Origin of the sequence: Pseudomonas fluorescens, from assembly GCF_001623525.1 — a bacterium.
Classification (GTDB): Bacteria; Pseudomonadota; Gammaproteobacteria; order Pseudomonadales; family Pseudomonadaceae; genus Aquipseudomonas; species Aquipseudomonas fluorescens_Q.
This window is the reverse complement of sequence record NZ_CP015225.1, coordinates 162641-181237: the sequence shown is the minus strand read 5'-3', so window position 1 is coordinate 181237 and position 18597 is coordinate 162641. Positions and strand designations below refer to the sequence as shown.

The following is an 18597-nucleotide window of genomic DNA, read 5'->3' as shown; positions in this document are numbered from 1 at the left end:
CGAACGGCACAATATTAGTGGAACTTGCAGGATATTTCCGCGAGTCCATTTAAATAATTATTTATCCTTGATGCGCCACCTCAACCACGCCGACCGGTTTTCTGCGCATCGGTCTCTCCCGCTTCCGCATCCCCCTGCTGCTGTTTGCGCTTGGCGGGATCGTTGGGGCGCAAGGCGTCGTTGTCGCGTTCCACTTCGCCAGGCATCGCCGGCTCGTCAGGGTTGTGCGGCGTTTGATCGGAACGGTGGTTCATGACGAACTCCTTGGTTGTTCAAGCCTGGCAATCAGGCATCAGGGTCGGCGACTTCTTCAGCGACGTTGGCATCGGGGGAGCGCTGGTGCAGTTGCTCAGCCTTGGTCTTCAGCGCCTGCCACTGCGCCAGGTCGATGGCACCCTGGCCGAACAGGTCATTGGCCACTCGCATCAGCTCGGTGAAATGAACGTCGGGTGATTGTTGCCAATAAGCCTTGTCGTCGAACAGCCGCTGCCAATCGGCCAGCGACGGGGGTTTGAGGTCATCGCTCATGACGGGCTCCTGCGAGGCATTCATAAGGTATGAGGGCTGAGATTCGTGGGGAGTTCCGGCGATTCTCAGTAGCCGGTCATTTCCAGGTAGCCGTTGCCGACGTGGCTACCGTTCAATCGCACCGGCCCTTCCCAATAAGGAATCTGCAAGTTCATCCAGGCGTTGGGGTTCAAGGGTTGGGTCGTCACGTCGAGCTGCCTGGCAGGGATCTTGATCGACCAGCGCACCGGCATCGACCGCCCGGCGACCTTGGCGCTTTCCAGTGGCGCCAGGCTGATCTGCCCGGCGTGCAGGGTTTGCGCTTGGCCCTGGGCGTCGATCCAGGTGCCCGTGAGATACGGCGCGCCGTCCTTGTGGCGCATGCGGTAGAGCATCAGGTGCTCGCCGCTGTCCAAGTGCAGGGAAAACCAGTCCCAGCCAGTCTGGTTTGCACTCAGGGGCTGGCTGCTCCATTCTCGGTCGAGCCAGGCCGGGCCGCTGACCGCGTAACGCTGGCCATCGATTTCCAATTCACCGCTGGCCTGGAAGAACGGCTGGCTGTAGTAGTACGACGCCTGCCCCTGTTCGGATTTCTGGCTGAAACCGTGGTCGCCCTGCAACACCAACGGACGGGTCGAAGTGAGCCGCAACGCATAGCTGAAGCGCGGGTCCCGGGCCTGCAATTGCATATCCGCCAGCGGGTCGACGCCCGTCGTTCGAGTGCCGAAGCGCCAGTCGTCGATCCAGGCCTCGAAGGGTGTCGTCCGTACCCCGGCCTGCCCCACCCCGCCTCGTGCATAACGCTCGGCGGCATGGTGCACGGTGGCGGATGTGACCGCCGCGTGGCCGAGCCAGATCGTCTGGTTGCGCCAGCCGCCGGCCTGGGGCGCGGCATTCAAGGCGCTGCGAAACAACGTCCATTGCACGCCGAACTCATGCCCCTGGGCATCCTTGAGATTGGCGGTGACGTACCACCACTCGATACGAAAACCTTCATGAATCCCGTGGTCGGCGGGGAAACTGAATACCCGTCCAGGCACCACCGGGGTGAAGGCCACAGCCTGGTCGCCGAGGCCGGCAAAACCCTTCTGCGCTGGCGCGGAGTCATCACAACCGCTGAGCAACGCCAGCAGCAACAACACGCCGACTCTAATCTTCATGGGCAAAGGTCCTCAGCAAATCCGCCGGCTGCGTGCGGTACAACGCATACAGCGGCCAGGCCGATGCCAGCAGCGTGGCGAGCATCGCCAGGGCCAGCAATTGCACCAATTGCAACGGCAACACCCGCAATGGCAGGCGCCAACCGAAAGCCTGCACGTTGATCACCGTGTCCAGGCACCAGGCCAGGGCGATGCCCAGCGGCAACGCCAGGACCAAGGTCAGCAGCGCCAGCAGCCAGGTCTGGCCGAGGTTGAGCAGCATCAACTGCCGACGCGTCACCCCCAGCGCCCACAGCGGCGCCAACTGAGCGAGGCGACTCTGGCTCTGGGTCAGCAGACTGATGAACAGCGCCACCCCGGCCACCGCCAGGGTCAGGCTGTTGAGGGCAGCGGTGGCGGCGAAGGTGCGTTCGAACACCTGGGTCGACCAGCCCTTGAGCCGGGCCTGGTCGACGATGCGGCTGTCATCCAGGCTGAACCGGTCTTGCAACGCTGTCAGTAGCGCCGGGATCGCGGACGGTTCGATGCGCAGGTTGAAACGGTTCGGCGTCAGGTTCGGCCAGTGCGCCAGCAAGTGATCGACGTTGACCAGCACATGGCCCTTGGGATTGCCGTAGTCGGCGTAGATGCCAACGATGCGCAGTGCCCATGGCCCCTGAGGTGTCGGCAGGGTCAACTGATCGCCGATACCCACCTTGAGACGCCGTGCCAGTTGTTCGCTGAGCATGAGGGTGTCGGCGGCGGCCAGTTGTTCCCACGGCTTGTCGCCGGCCGAATCCAGCAGCGGCCAATGCTGTCGATAGTGGGGGTGATCGATGATGCCGTGGATATCCGTCGGCCAGCCCTGCAACGGGACCGAGACTTGCCAGAGGGGAACGACGGCAGTGATCGCCGGTTGTTGCTTGAGCCAGGCGTGCAGTTCGTCCGCCTGGGCCGGGGTCTGCGGGTTGATGTACAACTCGGCGGTCAACCGTTGTTCGAGCCAGTTGCTGAAGGTCTGGCGAAAACCGGCGGTCATGCTGCCGGCGCCGATATTGGCCGCCAGCGCCAGCAACAAAGCCATCAGCGCCAGGCTCAATGTCGGCAATTGCTGGCGGCAATCGGCAAGAAACCACTGCCCGAGCACCGAGCGGCTGCGGCTCGACAACCGCTTCAGCGCACTGTTGAGCAACACCGGCAAGGCCAGCGCCGCGCCCAGCAACAAGGCGGTCATCAGGACAAAACCACTGGCCAGGCTATCGCCCCAGATCAACGCCGAGGCGGCAATCAATGCCGCCACCGTCGCCACCCAACCCTGGCGTCGCAGCCATTGGGCATGGGCCTGATGCCAGGCCTGGGGGTTGGCCAGCGCCAGCAAGGGCAGGCGCGCCGCCCGCAAAAGGCTGTCAGCGCCGGCCAGCAGCGCACCGAGCAGACTCAAGCCGACACCGCTGAACCACCACCATGGGCTGAGGTTCAAGTGTCCGGCCACTTCGGCGCCATACAAACCTCGCAGGCTCGCCGCGACATCGGGCAACAACAGGCTCGCCAGCCAATAGCCGCTGAGCACCCCGGCGATCCCGCCCAGCAAGGCCAACGCGCCCAGTTCGATGGTCAGGCTGGTGACCAGCACCCGCGCACTGACACCACAGGCGCGCAGGGTCCGCAACAGACTGCGGCGTTGTTCCAGGGCCAGGCCGATGGCCGCGTGAACGATGAACAGTCCCACCACGAAGGATAAAAACCCCAAGGCATCGAGGTTCAGGTGAAAACTTTCGGTCAGGCGCGACAGGTTGTTTTCTTCATCGGCGTGCTTGAGTTGCAGGCGACCGGTGAACGCTTCCGGTAATGCGGCACTGAACGTGGCGGGCAGCAACAGTCGCGACAATTGCTCCGGCAACCCGAGTACCTGTTGGGCAAAACCGATGTCCATCAACAGCACGCCCGGCGCCATGTCCTCCTGGGCATGCAACGGCGGCAGGGTTTGCCCATCGACACTCCGGGGTCGGTCGCCCTCGGTCAGCCCCAGGGCTTGCAAGGTTTGCGGGGCGATCCAGGTGCGGCCGGGGTCGGTAAAGAACGCCACCACCTCAGTCATCTCCCGCGCCTGCCCCGCCAGCGCGGCACCGGGCGGCAGCGACACCGGGTCGATGCCGGTCAGTTGCAGGCGCTGATCCTCGTGGTCCTTGAGCAGCACCCGAGCCTGCAACACTGGCGACACCGGCCAGCCCTGACGCCGCAGCTCGACAAACCATTGCTGGGGAAAGGTGCCGCCACCGGGCGCACTGAGGCTGGCCTGGGGTTCGCCGCCGATCAGTTGGCTGGCCCGAGCGTAGCTGTCCCGGGCCTGGCTGTTCAGCGCTTGCACGCCAGTGAGCAGGCTGGTTGCCAGCCACAGGCCGGTCAGCACGCTGAAGAATTGCACCGGGTGTTGGCGCCAATGGCTGAGCAGGGCTTTGAGGGTCTGGCGAAAAATCATCACCCTTGGGTCACCTGCGCCAACCGCCCGCCGTGCAATACCACGCGCTGGGCCAGGCGAGCTGCCACCCGTGGACTGTGGGTCACCATCAGCAGGCTGGTGGGGCTGCCCTCCAGCAGTTCCAGTAGCAGTTGCAGGACTTCGTCGCTGGTGGCTTCGTCGAGGCTGCCGGTGGGTTCATCGGCCAGCAACAAGGGCGGTCGCGAAGCCAATGCCCGCCCCAGCGCTACCCGCTGTTGCTGGCCGCCGGACAGTTGCTCGGGATAACGCCGCAACAGCCCTGAAAGCCCGAGCCGCTGTACCAGATGGGCTTGCCACGCTGCGTCATGACGGCCGCACAGACGCGCCTGGAACGCCAGGTTGTCCTCCACCGACAAGCTGCTGATGAGGTTGAACTGCTGGAACACCAGGCCGATTTCCGTGCGTCGCCAATTCGCCAATTGGCTTTCGCTCATGCCGTCGAGCCGATGTTCGCCACTGCGGATGCTGCCGCGATCGACTTTGTCCAGCCCGGCGACCAGATGCAGCAAGGTGCTCTTGCCACTGCCCGACTCTCCCATCAGCGCCAGGCTGCTACCGGGCATCAGCGTCAGGTCGATGCCTTGCAGCACTGGCAATGGGCCCTGAGGCGTGGGATAGCTTTTGTGCACTTGGCGGACTTCAAGCATGGAAAGGCTCGACGGGTGGATTTGAGGTTCAGGATAGCGGAGTTGAGTGATGGGCCCCATCGGCCAATACAGCTGTGAGCCTTGGTATTTGCTCGTCGGGTGGGGGGTATATCCGTTGCGGCGGTAACGGCGACTTAGGGTTCCGCCCTGACGGCGGGTCACTTTCGAAAAGCGCGAAAGTAACCAAAGCGCTTCAGCCCCACCACTCGGCACCTCGCCTAGGCTCGGTGTGCCCTCACTCCGGCATTGCTCCGTGGGCCCGCTGCGAAGGGCCATCCATGGCCCAGGCTGTGTAAAAACGTTTTTGAGCGCGACAGGTACTCAAAATCGGACTGGAAATCGCGTTTCTACGCGAAATCCACATCTGCTGACGTGCCGATAAATTTCAGATTTAACGTAGGTGCGCATACTTCAATTTTGGTGAAGCGTTTTTACACACTCTGGGCCCAGCGCAGCTATCCCGGCATCCATGCCGGGATGCCCACTCCACAATGCCTGCGTTCGGCCAGCGTGGTTAACGGGGCGCCGAGATCAACATCCGCCACGAGGCGGCCTGATAGCCGACCTGGTTCTTGGTGGGACCGCGTTTCTCCTGTGGGAGCGGGCTAGCTCGCGAAGGTGGTAGATGAGTTTGCAGTGATGTTGAGTGTGCCGGCGTCATCGCGAGCAAGCTCACTCCCATCAAGAACTCAGCTCCAGTCAATGCCCCACCGCCATCTCAACCTGGCCGGACTGCGGTGTCACGATGTCGCCCAAGTCGATGTGTTTCCAAGCCGGTTTCGCCCCCAACCGCGCATTAAAGCGATAGTTGAAAGTGAAATCATCATCGGTTGGTTGGCTCAGGGATTTCCCATAGGCCGATTCAACCCCGGCCGGGTCGTAACCCATCAACTGCAACAGCGTCGGGAAGATGTTGTAGTGGCTCGAACGGTCCTTGTTCCGAGCCCAGGCATCACGCCAATCAAGGGTGTGCAATTGGCTGCCCTGGATCACTACCAACGGCACCAACCCCTCCTCCGCCACCGGATCACCGCCGCAATGGGTGTTGAGCCCGGGGTTGCCACGCTCGTGCAGGTCCTGGCCGTGGTCGGAGGTGTAGATCAGCACGGCATGGCTCAAATCGGCCTGCTGGAAGATTCGCTTGAAGAACTCGCCGACGTTCCACAGCAAGGTGTTCTGGTAAGCATTGCGATACAGCAACCAGTCATCTTTCTGGCCATTGAAGCCATCGCGGCTAGCGGTGTCGGCCACCTCCTGGAACTGCCCTCGCGGCAAGGCCGGGCGGTAGTTCATGAAGTCGTCGGGGTATTTGTCGTGTACCGGGAAATGCGCCCCCACCTTGTTGATCACCACCAGTTCGGCCTGGTTGTCGCCCAGCAGTTCGATCAACTTCGCCGCAGCCGCCATGTCACGGTCGCGTACGCTGGCCTGGTCGAACTGGACGAATTCGTCGATGTCCTGTTTTTCCAGCTCGGTCATCAGGTTTTGCAGGTAGCCACCAGTGCGTTGGGCGTCGATGTAGACGGTACGCAAACCCGCCTTTTTGGCATATTGCCAGATCGACGGCCGGGTGCTGTTGATGCGTATGTAGTCGGCGCGCGTGCCACCATAGCGCAGGGTGACGTTGGTGTCGGCGCTGCAATTGGCGATGGAGGCCGCATAACCGAAATTGAAGATGTCCACGCCCTCGGGCGGCGTCTTCAGCCCGGTGTGCACGCCGAATGGCGCGTTGATATCCAGGTAATTGCCGCCAATGCTTTCATCGATGATCAGCACGATATCCTGCTCGATCAAAGACGACCGTCGCACCAGGGTGACCGGCTCCCGGGGACCGATGGTGCTGTGCAAGGACTCGTAGGCAAACAGATTCAAATAGGCCAACGGCGTGTACATCACCGGCAGGCCGCGCGCGCCCTCGCCCGCCCGCACGAACAACACGCCACTGAGCAACAACATGCCCAGCACCGGCGCCGCGATGGGCAAATAACCGGGCAACCGCACCGACCGCCGAGGCTTGAGCGCGATGCCGAATAACAGCAGCAAGCCGCTGATCACCGCGCTGATAATCACGTCGCGGTACTGATAAGCCGCCTCCTGGATAAATCCCCCCGAGTACACCAGCGAAACGAACTGGCTATAGGTCAGGTAACTGTCCGTGACCCGGGTGTACACCTCGAAAAACACCGCTGAAACAAACATCGCCAAGGCAAACACATGCCTCACCAGGGTCTGGCGTATGTAGGCACTCATCCACAGCGCCAGCACCAGCACCGTGAACATGGCGCCGAACAGCAACGTGGCGAACCCCAGGCCCAACGCGCTGAGACGGTCGAGGTAATAGTCGTATCCCTTGAGCAGGTACAGAACCAGCAGCAGTTCCTTGAGGTAACGGGCCATGTTTTCCTCGACCAGATCGCCGTATCCAAAGCACTTCGTTCCTGCACGTTAGCAGCCGATTTTCAAAGCGCAAGAAATGCTTCATCCGAAGCGCGCGTCAAAAAAAAGTTACCCCAAAAATGACACGAAAACGCGTCACAAAATGTAAAAAACTATGGGTTACTACCGTTTATCGCTTTGTCAAATTCCCGTAAAGCCCAATAAAACAGCCACTTTACTAAGGCAGTCAAGGACTTGATATCAAAAGGCCCGACTTCACTTGAATTGCCAACACTGACAACTGTCATTTTGCTGACACGCTTTTCTGAAGCTGCGCTATACCCCTCTAAACAGTTTCATCCGAGTTACATCATTCGGTTTGCGAGGCGCGCCAAAAATGGACGTGAGTGTATTTGGTACGGGGTATGTCGGGCTGATCCAGGCCGCCGCCATGGCCGACGTCGGACATCGCGTTTTGTGCATCGATATCGACCCGAACAAAATCCGGCAACTGCAACAGGCCGTACCGACCATCAGCGAGCCGGGGCTGTCCAGCTTGCTCGAAGACAACATCAAGGAAGGACGCTTGTCGTTCAGCTCCCAGGCCAGCGACGCAGTCAATCATGGCGAGCTGATTTTCATCGCCGTCGGCACCCCCGCCGATGAAGACGGCTCGGCAGACCTGAGCCATGTGCTGGCCGTCACCCGGCAAATCGCCGACTTCATGGACAGCGACCGCACCCTGGTCATCAAATCCACGGTGCCGGTGGGCACGGCCGACAAGGTGGCCGAATGCGCCCGCCAGGCGCTGGCGCAGCGGGGCCTGAAACAGTTGAACGTACGCGTGGTGTCCAATCCCGAGTTCCTCAAGGAAGGCAGTGCGCTGGCCGATTGCATGCGCCCCGACCGGATCATCATCGGCACCGCCGACCCGCTGGCCCGCGACCAGATGACGGAGCTCTACGCGCCCTTTTGCCGCAACCACGAAAAACTGATGTTCATGGACAACCGCAGCGCCGAACTGACCAAGTACGCCGCCAATGCCATGCTCGCCACCCGCATCAGCTTCATGAACGAACTGGCCAACCTCACCGAACGGCTGGGCGCCGACATCGAAGCCGTGCGCAAAGGCATCGGCTCGGACCCACGCATCGGTTACCACTTCATTTACCCCGGCTGCGGTTTTGGCGGCTCATGCTTTCCCAAAGACCTGCGGGCCTTGCTGCACACCGCCGAACAAAGCGGCATGCCACTGCGCTTGTTGCGCAGCGTCACCGACGTCAATGACAGCCAGCGGCATATCCTCTTCGAGAAACTGGCGACGCAATTCCAGGAGGGCCTGGCCGGCAAATCGATTGCCATCTGGGGCCTGGCATTCAAGCCCAACACCGATGACATGCGCGAAGCCCCCAGCCGCTACCTCATGGAAGCGCTGTGGCGCGAAGGCGCCCGCGTCCACGCCTATGACCCGGAAGCCATGTCCGAATGCCGGCGCCTCTACGGCTATCGAAAGGACCTGAACCTCTGCGCCACCCGCGACGACACCCTGGAAGACGCCGACGCCCTGGTGATCTGCACCGAGTGGAAGAATTTTCGCGTGGTGGACTTCGACCTACTGGCGAGCAAGTTGCGCGCCCGGGTGATCATCGATGGCCGCAACCTGTACAACCCCGAACACCTGGCCGCCGCCGGACTGCTGTATCGCGGTATCGGGCTGCGGCACACCGTGCCGGGCACTCCGCTACCCGGGCCGCAAGCATGAACATCCTGGTCACCGGCGCGGCCGGCTTCATCGGCGCCCACGTCGTGCTGCGACTGCTGCGCGACGGCCATCGGGTGTGCGGGCTCGACAACTTCAACGACTACTACGACCCGCAGCTCAAGCACGACCGCGTGACCTGGGTAAACGACCAGGCCGGCGAATTTCCCCTGGCGCGGATCGATCTGGTCGACGCGCCGGCCATCGATGAACTGTTCCAGGCCCGGCGCCCGGACGTAGTGATTCACCTTGCCGCCCAAGCGGGCGTGCGCTACTCGCTGGAAAAACCACAAGCCTATGTCGACAGCAACATCACCGGGTTCCTGAATATTCTGGAAAACTGCCGCCGCTATCCGGTCAAGCACCTGATCTACGCCTCCTCAAGCTCGGTATACGGCGCCAATTCGCGCACGCCTTATTCGGTGCAGGACAACGTCGACCATCCGCTGTCGCTGTACGCGGCCAGCAAAAAAGCCAACGAACTGATGGCCCACAGCTACAGCCACCTGTTCGGCATTCCCTGCACCGGCCTGCGCTTCTTCACGGTGTACGGCCCTTGGGGCCGGCCAGACATGTCGCCGATCCAGTTTGCCCGCGCCATCGTCGAAGACCGTGTGCTGCAACTGTTCAATCACGGCGAGCACCAACGCGATTTCACCTACATCGACGACATCGTCGAAAGCATCGCCCGCCTGCTCGACCGTGCGCCCCAGGTCACGCCCCTGTTGGATCACGAACAACCGGACCCTGCCACCAGCCGTGCGCCCTGGCGGATCTACAACATCGGCGGGCAGCACCCGGTGGCGCTGCGCACCTATGTCGCACTGCTGGAAAAGCACCTGGGACAAACCGCCCGCATCGAACTGCTCCCCCTGCAAGCAGGAGATGTGCTCAACACCTGCGCCGATGCCAGCGACCTGGCACAGGCCACCGGTTTCAAGCCGTGTATCGAACTGGACGACGGCCTGGGCCGCTTCATCCGGTGGTTCCTCGATTACTACGCACAGCCTGCCCACGCACCGCACGCAACTGAACGCTTGCGGCCCAACCTCAGCGGAGGAATCCATGACCCGACATGAGCAAGTCATCGAGATCAACGCCCCTGGACGCGACAAGCGTGTCGATCCCGACCACCGCAGGCGCCTGGACGCGGCCATCCACCGCCAGGGTCGAGGTTGGTTGACCGGTCGCGACGGCGGCCGGCCCTGGACGGTCTCGCGCACCAATCGCATAGTGGCCTGCCTCGGCGCGCTGGCGATCCTGCTGCTGTTATGCCCGCTGCTGCTGGGCCTGGCGCTGCTGGTCAAGTTCTCCAGCCCCGGTCCCGTGCTGTTCGTGCAAAAGCGCACCGGGTATCGCGGCCGAGTCTTCGGCATGTACAAGTTCCGCACCATGGTGGCCGATGCCGAGGCGCTCAAGGAGTCGCTGCGCCACCTCAACAAACACGGCGCCGATGCCATCGACTTCAAGATCGACAACGATCCGCGCATCACGCCCATCGGCCGGTTCCTGCGACGCAGCAGCCTCGACGAACTACCGAACCTGATCAATGTAGTGACCGGCGACATGCGCCTGGTGGGCCCCCGGCCGACCTCGTTCAACGCCTATCGCTACAAGGACAACCATCTTGTGCGCTTGAGCATCTACCCCGGCATGACCGGCCTTTGGCAGATCTCCGGGCGCAGCAATATCGACTTCGACCAGCGTGTGGAATTGGACCTCAGCTATATCGCTGAACAAAGCCTGTGGCTGGATTTGAAGATCCTGATGATTACCCCCTTCAAAGTGTTCAGCGGCCACGGAGCGAGTTAAATGGACGGTTCAACGAATATCCTGACCATAGCCAGCCCGAGCGAGACCAACCTGACCTCGACCGTGCTCGACCCTTCCCTGCGGATCCTGCTCTTGACGTCCGCCAACACAGGCACCGGAACCAGCACCAGCGCGATGGCGCTGGCCGCTCAACTGGCGCAGATGAGCAACGGTCGCGTACTGCTGGTGGATGCCAGCCAGTCACCGCGCAACCTCAGCCAGCAACTGTCGTTGCACAAAGAGCGCGGTTTTACCGATCTGTTGTTCAACAGCCTCGCCCCGCCCTTGCTGCAGGACTGCGTGGTGCAGGCGTCCAGCCTGCCCTTCGACGTGTTGCCCCACGGGCGCCTGGGCCGCAATGCCGAACGCTTGAGCCCCGAGCGACTGCGCCCACTGTTCAGGCAACTGGCGGCGCAATACCGCTTTGTGGTGATCGACGCCGACGCGGTGTATTCGGCCAGCGACACACTGGTGCTCAGCACCCAGGTCGACGGCGTGGTGCTGGTGGTGCGCGGTGAAGACACCCGCTGGGAAGTGGCCCAGGCCGCCCGCCAGCGCCTGTCCCAGGCCGGCGCGAAAGTGGTCGGCAGCGTGTTCAATCGCCGCAAGTACTACATGCCCAAGTGGCTCTACAACAACCTGTAAGCCTGCAAAAGGATGACGAGATGAACGCCAGAATGCTTGTCCTGCTGTTGCTGCCGCTTGCCGGTTGCTCCAGTACCAGCGATACCCGCTCGATGCCGGTGCAGATCCTCACGGCCGCGCCGGCCAACGCCCAGGCCACCGACATGCCGAAGGTCGAACAGACCTTGCGGCCCCAGGATGTGCTGGATGTGATCTTCCACATCGGCACGACCTCCTCCCAGGCATATCGAGTGCAACCGGGCGACCAGGTTGCCCTGAACTTCACCGCCGCCAGCCAGCTCAATGGCACGCAACAAGTGATGCCCGACGGCACCATCGAACTGCCGGGCGCCAACACTTCGGTGAAAGTCGCCGGATTGACCACCGACGAGGCGCGCCTGGCGGTGCAGCGTGCCTATGACCAGAAGATGCTGTTCCAACCCAATCGCAACCAATTGACCGTCCTGGTGACCAGCCCGCTCTCCGGCGAGGCGAACCTGCGCAACACCCTGACCCACCCGGCCACGGGCATGAGTCGGGAAATCATCGTGGGCCGGGATGGCTACGCCAGCTTCCCGGAAATTGGCTCGGTGCCGTTGCAAGGCATGACCGTCACCCAGCTGGAGACCTTCCTCAACGAGCGCTACGCCCAACTGCCCGGCCACATGACCGTGGATGTGCTGCTCAAGTCCACCGCCGGCAACGAGATCTATGTACTCGGTGAAGTGGCCCAACCCGGCGCCTATGCGATCCGCCGGCCGATCTCGGTTCTCGAAGCCCTGACCCTGGCCCGTGGCACGAACGTCAAGGCCCGGCTCGACTCGGTGATGATCATGCGCCGCAACGGCAACCAGGTCGAAGCCCGTCACTACGACGTGGAAAAGGCCTTGAGCGGCGACGCCTCGCAGATCGCCTACCTGCAGCCGGAGGACATGTTGTACGTGCCCAAGACCGGACTGGCCAAAGCCGGCGAAACGGCCAGGCAACTGGCCGACGTAGTGCTGTTCCAGGGCGTGGGGTTCGGCTTCGGCTACCGCGTCGACAACAAAGGCAGCGACAACTGAAACTCAGGTGACCGATCATGAACCCCAAGGAAAACTATCTGCACGAGTTCTTCAGGATCTTCTTCGCCAACAAGCAGTGGGTGAAGCGTATCTTCCTGATTTTCGCCGTGATCGCCCTGGTGCTGCCGTTGATGCTCAAGCAGAGCTTCGATATCACCGCCCAGGTGATCGTCCAGTCGAAAAAACTCTCCCAGGGCGACGCCACCACGTCGCTGAACCAGGAAAACGCGACCTTCATCCCGCCGTCCCTGGCGGACATGGAAACCGAAAGCAATATCCTGCGCTCGCCAGCGTTGATCCGGCAGACCATCAGCACCCTGCGCGACCAGGGCGAATACACGCCCAGCCCAGGCATCTTCAACAAATGGGTGAGCGATCCCTTCAAGCGTTACATCACCCAGCCCCTGCGCGAGTACGTCATCAACCCGTTGCGCGATGGCCTGGGGCTGGAAGTCGATCCGGTGCGCGACACCGTGCTCGATACGCTGACCGACGAGGCCATCGAAAACCTGAAGATCGAGACCCTGCCCGGCTCCAACGTCATCTCCATCGTCTACAGTTTCGGCGACCCGGCCCAGGGCACCCGGTTCGTGGCGCAACTGCTGCAGAACTACCTCAGCAGCCGCCAGGACCTGCAATCGATCGAACTGCCGCAGACGTTCTATGAGCAGAAGAAAGCCCAGTACCAGACCCGTCTCGACGGCCTGGAAAGCAACCGGCTCGGGCTGCTTGAAAACATCGGATCGTCCGATCCCAAGGAAGAAGTCACCTTCCGCCTGAACGCCATCAATACCGAAGAGCAGGCCCTGAACCTGTACCAGGATCGCCTGCTGCAAAGCCAACGCTGGCTCGATTACCTCAAGACCAGTCTCGCGGCGGCGAACAGCTCGCGGTTCAACGACTACACCTTCCCGTTCACCTTCACCACCACCGTGGACAACATTGCCTTCGAAGACCGGGAAATCAGACAGCTGGGCGAGCAACTGACCAGCCAGGTCAGCCGCTACATGAATGACCTGGCGATCTTCCAGCCCAGCAGCGAACCGATGCTGCTGGCCCGGGAACAGATCGTCCGCACGCGCCAGCAGTTCCTGAAGGTGGTGAACAACCGCATTCAGGAACGCACCACCGATCTGGCGGTGGTCAGTTCGGTGATCAATCAGAAGATCGAACGCATCGCCGCCTTCAAGCAGCGCATCCATCAATTGCAGGAAACCCAGAGCAAGCTGCGGCAGATGGACACCGAGATCAACGCCCTGCATGCGGCCTTCTCCACCTACGCCCAACGGTTCGCCGAAGCCAGCACCGCGCGTTCGCTGGACAACGACCTGTCCAACGCCCGGGTCCTGAGCCCGCCGTTCGAACCAACCGCTGCGGCCTTTCCCAAGCCGATGCTGATCATTGTCTTCGGTATGTTCAGCGGCCTGCTGCTGGCGATTGCCCTGGTCTATGTGCGTGAGTTCTTCGACCATCGCTTCAAGCACCCAGCACAAATCACCCAACAATTGGATGTGCCGGTACTGTTGGTCATCAACGAGCAGTCCCCCGACAAGGTCAACCCGCACCGCAACTGGAGCCTGCCCAGCCTTGTCCATTGGGTGCGAAATTGAACGCGCCGTTCGGCCCGACCCGCCACAGCAGTCCCCTGTCGATCATTCATCTGCTCGACAGCGGCGGCTTCTATGGGGCCGAGCGGATGCTGCTCGATCATTGCCTGGCGACGCCTGGGCAGCACCAGGTGCTGTTCCTGGCGGCGCCCCCCACCTTGATCAAGCGTTTTCGCCAGGCCGGGGTCGATTGCCGTCATTGCGCCAGTTGGGCCGAGTTGTTGCAGCACTTGCGCCAGCGCCGGGACGAGCGGCCGCTGATCAACACCCACAACTTCAAGGGGCTGTTGTTCGGCTGGTCCGCCGCCACGCTGCTGGGCCTGCCGCTGGTGATTACCCAGCATGGCTTCACCCCACGGAGCCCCAAGCAGCGCTTCTATACCTGGCTGAGCCTGCAACTGTGCCGCACCGCCTCGGTCAAGCGGGTCGTCTGCGTGGCCGAGAGCATCGCCACGCTGCATCGCCGAGCCAGCGTGCAGGCGGAAAAACTCGACGTCATTCCCAACGGCCTGCCAGCGGCCAGCACGCCGCTGGCCCATCGCGCCGACAAGCAACGCTGGCGGGTCGGCTACGTCGGCCGCTTGAGCAGCGAGAAAGGTCCTGACCTGTTTCTCGACGCCATGATTCCGCTGTGCCAGAAGCATGCATCGCTGCACGCGGTGATGCTCGGCGACGGCCCTGAGCGCCAGGCGCTACTCAAGCGCATCACCGACGCCGGACTGCCCACGCGTATCGAATTGCCAGGCTACCAGACCGACATGAACGCCTGGTGGAGTCGCCTCGACGCCCTGGTGATCAGTTCGCGCACCGAAGGCACCCCGATGATTCTGCTCGAAGCCATGCAGGCCGGCGTGCCGGTGGTGGCGTTCGGCGTCGGCGGCATTCCCGACGTATTGCAGGACCGTCATAACGGCCTGCTCGCGGCACCGGCCAACAGCGCGGAACTGGCGGCACAGATCGAAACGCTGTTCAGCGAACCGCACCTGGCGCGGATCCTGGCCGATAACGCCCGCCGTACCCAACGGGACCGCTACGACCTGCGCACGCTGGCCGAATGCTGGTCGCAGCTTTACATCCGCACGGCACGGGAGGCTCGCTCATGATTGTCCCGATCTCGATCGTCAGCCTGCTGGGCCTTGTGTGCCTGGCGTTGCTGGCCAGCCCTTATCCGTTCCTGGCACCGGGCGCGGTGCTCGGCCTGGTCGGCGTCGCCCTGCTGTACCGCAAGCCCGGCTGGGGTTTGCTGGGCATTGCCGCGCTGGTGCCATTCGAAGGCCTGTTCAAGGACAGCGCGTTTTCCGGCAGCAAGTTCCTTGGCCTGGCGCTGATCCTGATCTTGATGCTGCAACTGGCGGTGCACCAGATTCCCGCGACACGCCTGCGCAGCAATATCTGGCGGCCGCTGATCGGTTTCATGGTGCTCTATGGCTTGAGCCTGATGTTGTCGGAAAACATGGGCCTGTCCATGACCCATTTTCGCGAACTGGGGGTGGGGTTGATTCTGTTTGTGATCACCTTGCTGATCGGTCGTGAATTGAACCTGGACCTGTTCTGTCGCCTGATGACCTTGAGCGTCACCACCACCTGCGTGCTGGCGATGTTCTCAGCCAAGTACCAGAACCAGGGCCGTGCGTCCGGCCTGCTGGAAGACCCGAACACCTTCGCCCTGCTGATCGCCTTTACCGTGCCACTGGCGTTGCTGCTGGTGGTGCGCGGCCCGAGCTTGCTACACCGGTTGTTCTGGGGAGGTTGCTTCATCCTGCTGCTGGGCGGCATGACCAAGACCGAATCGCGCTCGGGGCTGGTGGTGTTGATGCTTAGCCTGATGATCGGGCTGTATCACTACCGCGCGCAGTTGCCGCGTATCCGCCCACGGCACCTGGGTTTCGCCATGCTCGGGCTGGCGATCATCATTCCCCTGGCAATCGCCGTGATGCCTGCCGGCTACGTCGCCCGCATCCAGTCATTGAGCATCCTCAGTGCCGGCGCCAGCGCCCACCAGGACGAATCCCTGGGCCGCCGCGCCTCGTACATCCTGGTCGGCAGCCAGATGATCCGCGAAAACCCGATACTCGGCTCAGGCCCGGGGACCTTTCCCCTGCACTACGCACCCACCGGCTATGCCAAGGCGTTCTCGGCCAACCGCAAGCTGGGGGACCTGTATCGCCGGGCCCATAACACCTACCTGGAAATCTTCAGCGAAATCGGCGTGCCGGGCGGGCTGATGTTCGTCGGCATGATTGGCCTTGGCCTGTACAACCTGCTGCACGCCCGACGCCTCTGGCTGCAACGCCGGGACTGGGCGCAAGCCGACCTGCTGACGCACCTGGGCACGAGTTTCCTTTCGCTGGCGTTGTTCCTGATGTTTCTCAGTGCGCCGAACCACAAGTTGCTGTGGATCATGCTCGCCCTCACCAGCGTGTTGCGCTACGACGCCGAACGGGCCGCGCCACTGGAGGCTCGCCCATGAGCCGGGTCAGCATTGTGATCCCGATGTACAACGAGGCGCGTCACATCGGCCGCACGCTGTTGGCTGCGCAGGAAGCCGCGCGCCAGGCGCAGCTGGAGTGCGAATTGATCGTGGTGGACAACGGTTCCGACGACGCTGGCCCGCGCATCGCCAATGAGTTGGACGCGCGGGTGCTGATCGTACCCGGCGTGCACATCGGCGCCCTGCGCAACCGCGGCGCCGCTGTCGCCAGTGGTGACTGGCTGGCGTTCATCGATGCCGACATCGAAATGCCGGCCGACTGGCTCAAGCTGTTGCTGGAGCTCGAAGGCCACCAGGGCGATGTGCTGGGCCTGGACCTGGACACGCCCCGGCAAGCACCGTGGTTCGCCGAAGCCTGGCAGCGCCGCAGCCAACGCCCGGCATCACGCCTCCTGCATCGGGTGCAGTGGCTGCCCAGCGCCAACCTGTTGATGCGCCGCAGTTGGTTCGAACGGGTCGGCGGCTTCGACGAAACCCTGCGCACTGGTGAAGACAAGGATTTCTCCTGGCGCCTGCGCCAGGCCGGAGCGCAGCTGTTGCTGGTCAACGAAAGCGTGGCCTTGCATTGGGGCTACGAAGGCAGTTGGCGCGAGTGGATGAGCAAGGAACTGTGGCGCCAGGGCAGTCATTTGCAGCTGCTGCGCAGCCATGGTCCGAGCCTGCGCCTGCTGCGCTTCCCGGCGCTGTCCATTGGCGCCTGGGGCTTGGATTTGCTGACGTTGGTGGCGCTGCTGCAGGGGCAGCTGCGTCTGGCGCTGATGCTGTTGCTGATCACCTCGCTGCCGGCCTTGTTCCTCAGCCTGCGCCAGAGTCGGCGCGACCTGCGCCTGACGCTTCAACTGTGGGCCTTGCATGGGGTGCGCCTGCACCTGACCGGTGCCGCACTGCTGCTCAATCTGTGTCATTGGAATGCCAGGAGACCTGCCCGTGGCTGAATTCATTTACTGGTCGTGCCTGTTGCTGCCGGTGTACGCCTACCTCGGTTATCCCTTGATGTTGAGCCTGCTGGCGCCGCTGTTTCCGGTAAGGCGCTACGGCAAGGCGCTTCCGATGGACGTGAGCATCGTCATTGCCGCCCACAACGAGGCGCGGCACATCGAGGACAAGTTGCGCACCTTGCTGGCCCAGGATTATCGGGCCCATTCATTGCGAATCATCCTCGCCAGCGACGGCTCCACCGACGACACGGTGGCCTGCGCACGCAAGGTGATCGACCCGCGCATCACCGTGCTCGACCTGCCGCGCCAAGGCAAGGCCGCCGCCCTCAATACCGGTGTCGCCCACAGCAGCGGCGAGATCCTGGTGTTCACCGACGCCGATAACCAATGGGCCAACGACACCCTCAGCCATCTGCTGGCGCCCTTGGGCGATCCGGAAGTCGGCGCTTGTGCCGGGCACATGGAAATCCCGGTGCCGGGCAAGGGCCTGAGCCTGGGCGACAGCCTGTATCGCCATTACGAAGGCTGGTTGCGTCGGGTGGAGAGTCGCACCGGTTGCATGGTCTCGGCCGACGGCGCGCTGTTGGCCCTGCGCCGGGTGCTGTTCCAACCGATACCGGCCCAGGTCAACGATGACTTTTTCCTCAGCACCTGCGCGCCAGCTGCCGGCAAGTCCATCGTCTATGCCCCCATGGCCCGGGTGACCGACCAGGGCGTGGACGAAGCCGACAAGCAATTTCGCCGGCGCCAGCGGGTCACCGTTGGCGGGTTGCAGAGCCTGGCTCAGCGCCGGGAACTGCTCAACCCACTGCGCCATGGGCTCTACGCCATCGGCTTGATCAGCCACAAGTTGATCCGCCGCCTGGCGCCGGTGTTGCTGCTGCCGCTCTTGCTGAGCAATGCCTGGCTGTGGAACGACCATCCGTTCTATCGCCTGAGCCTGGTGGCGCAACTGCTGGGTTACGCCATGGCGCTGATCGGGTTGATGGACGCGCGCCACCGCCTGCCCCGGCCCTTTCGCCTGGCCGCATTCGTGCTGGTGACGCTGGCGGGCATGAGCATCGGGCTCTGGCAGTTCCTGCGAGGCCAGCGCTACAGCCAGTGGAACCCCGAACAGAACCGCTGAGGAGGAC

Annotated in this window: 16 protein-coding genes; 10 read left to right on the top strand and 6 right to left on the bottom strand. The window is 62.6% G+C overall.

The genetic code is table 11. The features are described from left to right. Positions 1 to 80: 80 nt before the first annotated feature. From TK06_RS32635 to TK06_RS00680, 6 genes are all read right to left on the bottom strand, one after another. Complete coding sequence (locus tag TK06_RS32635) at positions 81 to 254, bottom strand: hypothetical protein (RefSeq protein ID WP_170862016.1); 174 nt, start codon at positions 252 to 254, stop codon at positions 81 to 83. 31 nt (positions 255 to 285) lie between these two features. Further along, positions 286 to 528, bottom strand: coding sequence for a hypothetical protein (locus TK06_RS00700; protein WP_063320368.1), 243 nt, complete (start codon positions 526 to 528; stop codon positions 286 to 288). Between the two features lie 65 nt (positions 529 to 593). Continuing rightward, a complete protein-coding gene (locus TK06_RS00695) occupies positions 594 to 1667 on the bottom strand; it encodes a lipocalin-like domain-containing protein (RefSeq protein WP_063320367.1) in 1074 nt (357 codons plus the stop codon). Then, positions 1657 to 4128, bottom strand: a complete 2472-nt coding sequence (locus TK06_RS00690; RefSeq protein ID WP_063320366.1) for an ABC transporter permease — start codon at positions 4126 to 4128, stop codon at positions 1657 to 1659. Before TK06_RS00690 ends, TK06_RS00695 begins: the two co-directional genes overlap by 11 nt. Next, the gene (locus TK06_RS00685) at positions 4125 to 4793 is read right to left on the bottom strand and encodes an ABC transporter ATP-binding protein (RefSeq protein WP_063320365.1); all 669 of its coding nucleotides are present in this window, start codon (positions 4791 to 4793) and stop codon (positions 4125 to 4127) included. The genes TK06_RS00690 and TK06_RS00685 overlap by 4 nt, the downstream gene beginning before the upstream one ends. A gap of 699 nt (positions 4794 to 5492) precedes the next feature. Next, positions 5493 to 7190, bottom strand: coding sequence for a sulfatase-like hydrolase/transferase (locus TK06_RS00680; protein WP_063320364.1), 1698 nt, complete (start codon positions 7188 to 7190; stop codon positions 5493 to 5495). A 376-nt stretch (positions 7191 to 7566) separates the two neighbouring features. On the opposite strand from TK06_RS00680, the gene TK06_RS00675 reads away from it, so the two are divergent. The 10 genes from TK06_RS00675 to TK06_RS00630 are packed head-to-tail and all read left to right on the top strand — an operon-like array spanning position 7567 to position 18590. Beyond that, a complete protein-coding gene (locus TK06_RS00675) occupies positions 7567 to 8931 on the top strand; it encodes a UDP-glucose dehydrogenase family protein (protein ID WP_063320363.1) in 1365 nt (454 codons plus the stop codon). Next, positions 8928 to 10007 (top strand): NAD-dependent epimerase, encoded by a 1080-nt coding sequence (locus tag TK06_RS00670; protein ID WP_063320362.1) that lies wholly within the window; start codon positions 8928 to 8930, stop codon positions 10005 to 10007. The genes TK06_RS00675 and TK06_RS00670 overlap by 4 nt, the downstream gene beginning before the upstream one ends. Next, positions 9994 to 10740 carry a sugar transferase gene (locus TK06_RS00665; protein WP_063320361.1) on the top strand — a complete coding sequence of 249 codons (747 nt, stop codon included), beginning with the start codon at positions 9994 to 9996 and terminating at the stop codon, positions 10738 to 10740. Before TK06_RS00670 ends, TK06_RS00665 begins: the two co-directional genes overlap by 14 nt. Next, positions 10741 to 11385 carry a CpsD/CapB family tyrosine-protein kinase gene (locus TK06_RS00660; protein WP_063320360.1) on the top strand — a complete coding sequence of 215 codons (645 nt, stop codon included), beginning with the start codon at positions 10741 to 10743 and terminating at the stop codon, positions 11383 to 11385. Positions 11386 to 11405: 20 nt separating this feature from the next. Further along, positions 11406 to 12428, top strand: coding sequence for a polysaccharide biosynthesis/export family protein (locus TK06_RS00655; protein WP_046063509.1), 1023 nt, complete (start codon positions 11406 to 11408; stop codon positions 12426 to 12428). A gap of 17 nt (positions 12429 to 12445) precedes the next feature. Next, the gene (locus TK06_RS00650; RefSeq protein ID WP_063320359.1) at positions 12446 to 14038 is read left to right on the top strand and encodes a GumC family protein; all 1593 of its coding nucleotides are present in this window, start codon (positions 12446 to 12448) and stop codon (positions 14036 to 14038) included. Then, the gene (locus TK06_RS00645; RefSeq protein WP_063320358.1) at positions 14035 to 15138 is read left to right on the top strand and encodes a glycosyltransferase family 4 protein; all 1104 of its coding nucleotides are present in this window, start codon (positions 14035 to 14037) and stop codon (positions 15136 to 15138) included. Before TK06_RS00650 ends, TK06_RS00645 begins: the two co-directional genes overlap by 4 nt. Next, positions 15135 to 16505, top strand: coding sequence for an O-antigen ligase family protein (locus TK06_RS00640; RefSeq protein WP_063320357.1), 1371 nt, complete (start codon positions 15135 to 15137; stop codon positions 16503 to 16505). The genes TK06_RS00645 and TK06_RS00640 overlap by 4 nt, the downstream gene beginning before the upstream one ends. After that, positions 16502 to 17461, top strand: coding sequence for a glycosyltransferase family 2 protein (locus tag TK06_RS00635; protein WP_063320356.1), 960 nt, complete (start codon positions 16502 to 16504; stop codon positions 17459 to 17461). The genes TK06_RS00640 and TK06_RS00635 overlap by 4 nt, the downstream gene beginning before the upstream one ends. Continuing rightward, positions 17454 to 18590 (top strand): glycosyltransferase family 2 protein, encoded by a 1137-nt coding sequence (locus TK06_RS00630; RefSeq protein ID WP_063320355.1) that lies wholly within the window; start codon positions 17454 to 17456, stop codon positions 18588 to 18590. Before TK06_RS00635 ends, TK06_RS00630 begins: the two co-directional genes overlap by 8 nt. Positions 18591 to 18597 lie beyond the last annotated feature (7 nt).

Excerpts from the sequence above, each read along its gene's own strand:
- TK06_RS32635 (WP_170862016.1), bottom strand. The coding sequence starts at position 254 with ATGAACCACCGTTCCGATCAAACGCCGCACAACCCTGACGAGCCGGCG.
- TK06_RS00650 (WP_063320359.1), top strand. The coding sequence starts at position 12,446 with ATGAACCCCAAGGAAAACTATCTGCACGAGTTCTTCAGGATCTTCTTC.
- TK06_RS00695 (WP_063320367.1), bottom strand. The coding sequence starts at position 1,667 with ATGAAGATTAGAGTCGGCGTGTTGTTGCTGCTGGCGTTGCTCAGCGGT.
- TK06_RS00680 (WP_063320364.1), bottom strand. The coding sequence starts at position 7,190 with ATGGCCCGTTACCTCAAGGAACTGCTGCTGGTTCTGTACCTGCTCAAG.
- TK06_RS00670 (WP_063320362.1), top strand. The coding sequence starts at position 8,928 with ATGAACATCCTGGTCACCGGCGCGGCCGGCTTCATCGGCGCCCACGTC.
- TK06_RS00655 (WP_046063509.1), top strand. The coding sequence starts at position 11,406 with ATGAACGCCAGAATGCTTGTCCTGCTGTTGCTGCCGCTTGCCGGTTGC.
- TK06_RS00665 (WP_063320361.1), top strand. The coding sequence starts at position 9,994 with ATGACCCGACATGAGCAAGTCATCGAGATCAACGCCCCTGGACGCGAC.
- TK06_RS00685 (WP_063320365.1), bottom strand. The coding sequence starts at position 4,793 with ATGCTTGAAGTCCGCCAAGTGCACAAAAGCTATCCCACGCCTCAGGGC.
- TK06_RS00660 (WP_063320360.1), top strand. The coding sequence starts at position 10,741 with ATGGACGGTTCAACGAATATCCTGACCATAGCCAGCCCGAGCGAGACC.
- TK06_RS00635 (WP_063320356.1), top strand. The coding sequence starts at position 16,502 with ATGAGCCGGGTCAGCATTGTGATCCCGATGTACAACGAGGCGCGTCAC.
- TK06_RS00675 (WP_063320363.1), top strand. The coding sequence starts at position 7,567 with ATGGACGTGAGTGTATTTGGTACGGGGTATGTCGGGCTGATCCAGGCC.
- TK06_RS00700 (WP_063320368.1), bottom strand. The coding sequence starts at position 528 with ATGAGCGATGACCTCAAACCCCCGTCGCTGGCCGATTGGCAGCGGCTG.
- TK06_RS00640 (WP_063320357.1), top strand. The coding sequence starts at position 15,135 with ATGATTGTCCCGATCTCGATCGTCAGCCTGCTGGGCCTTGTGTGCCTG.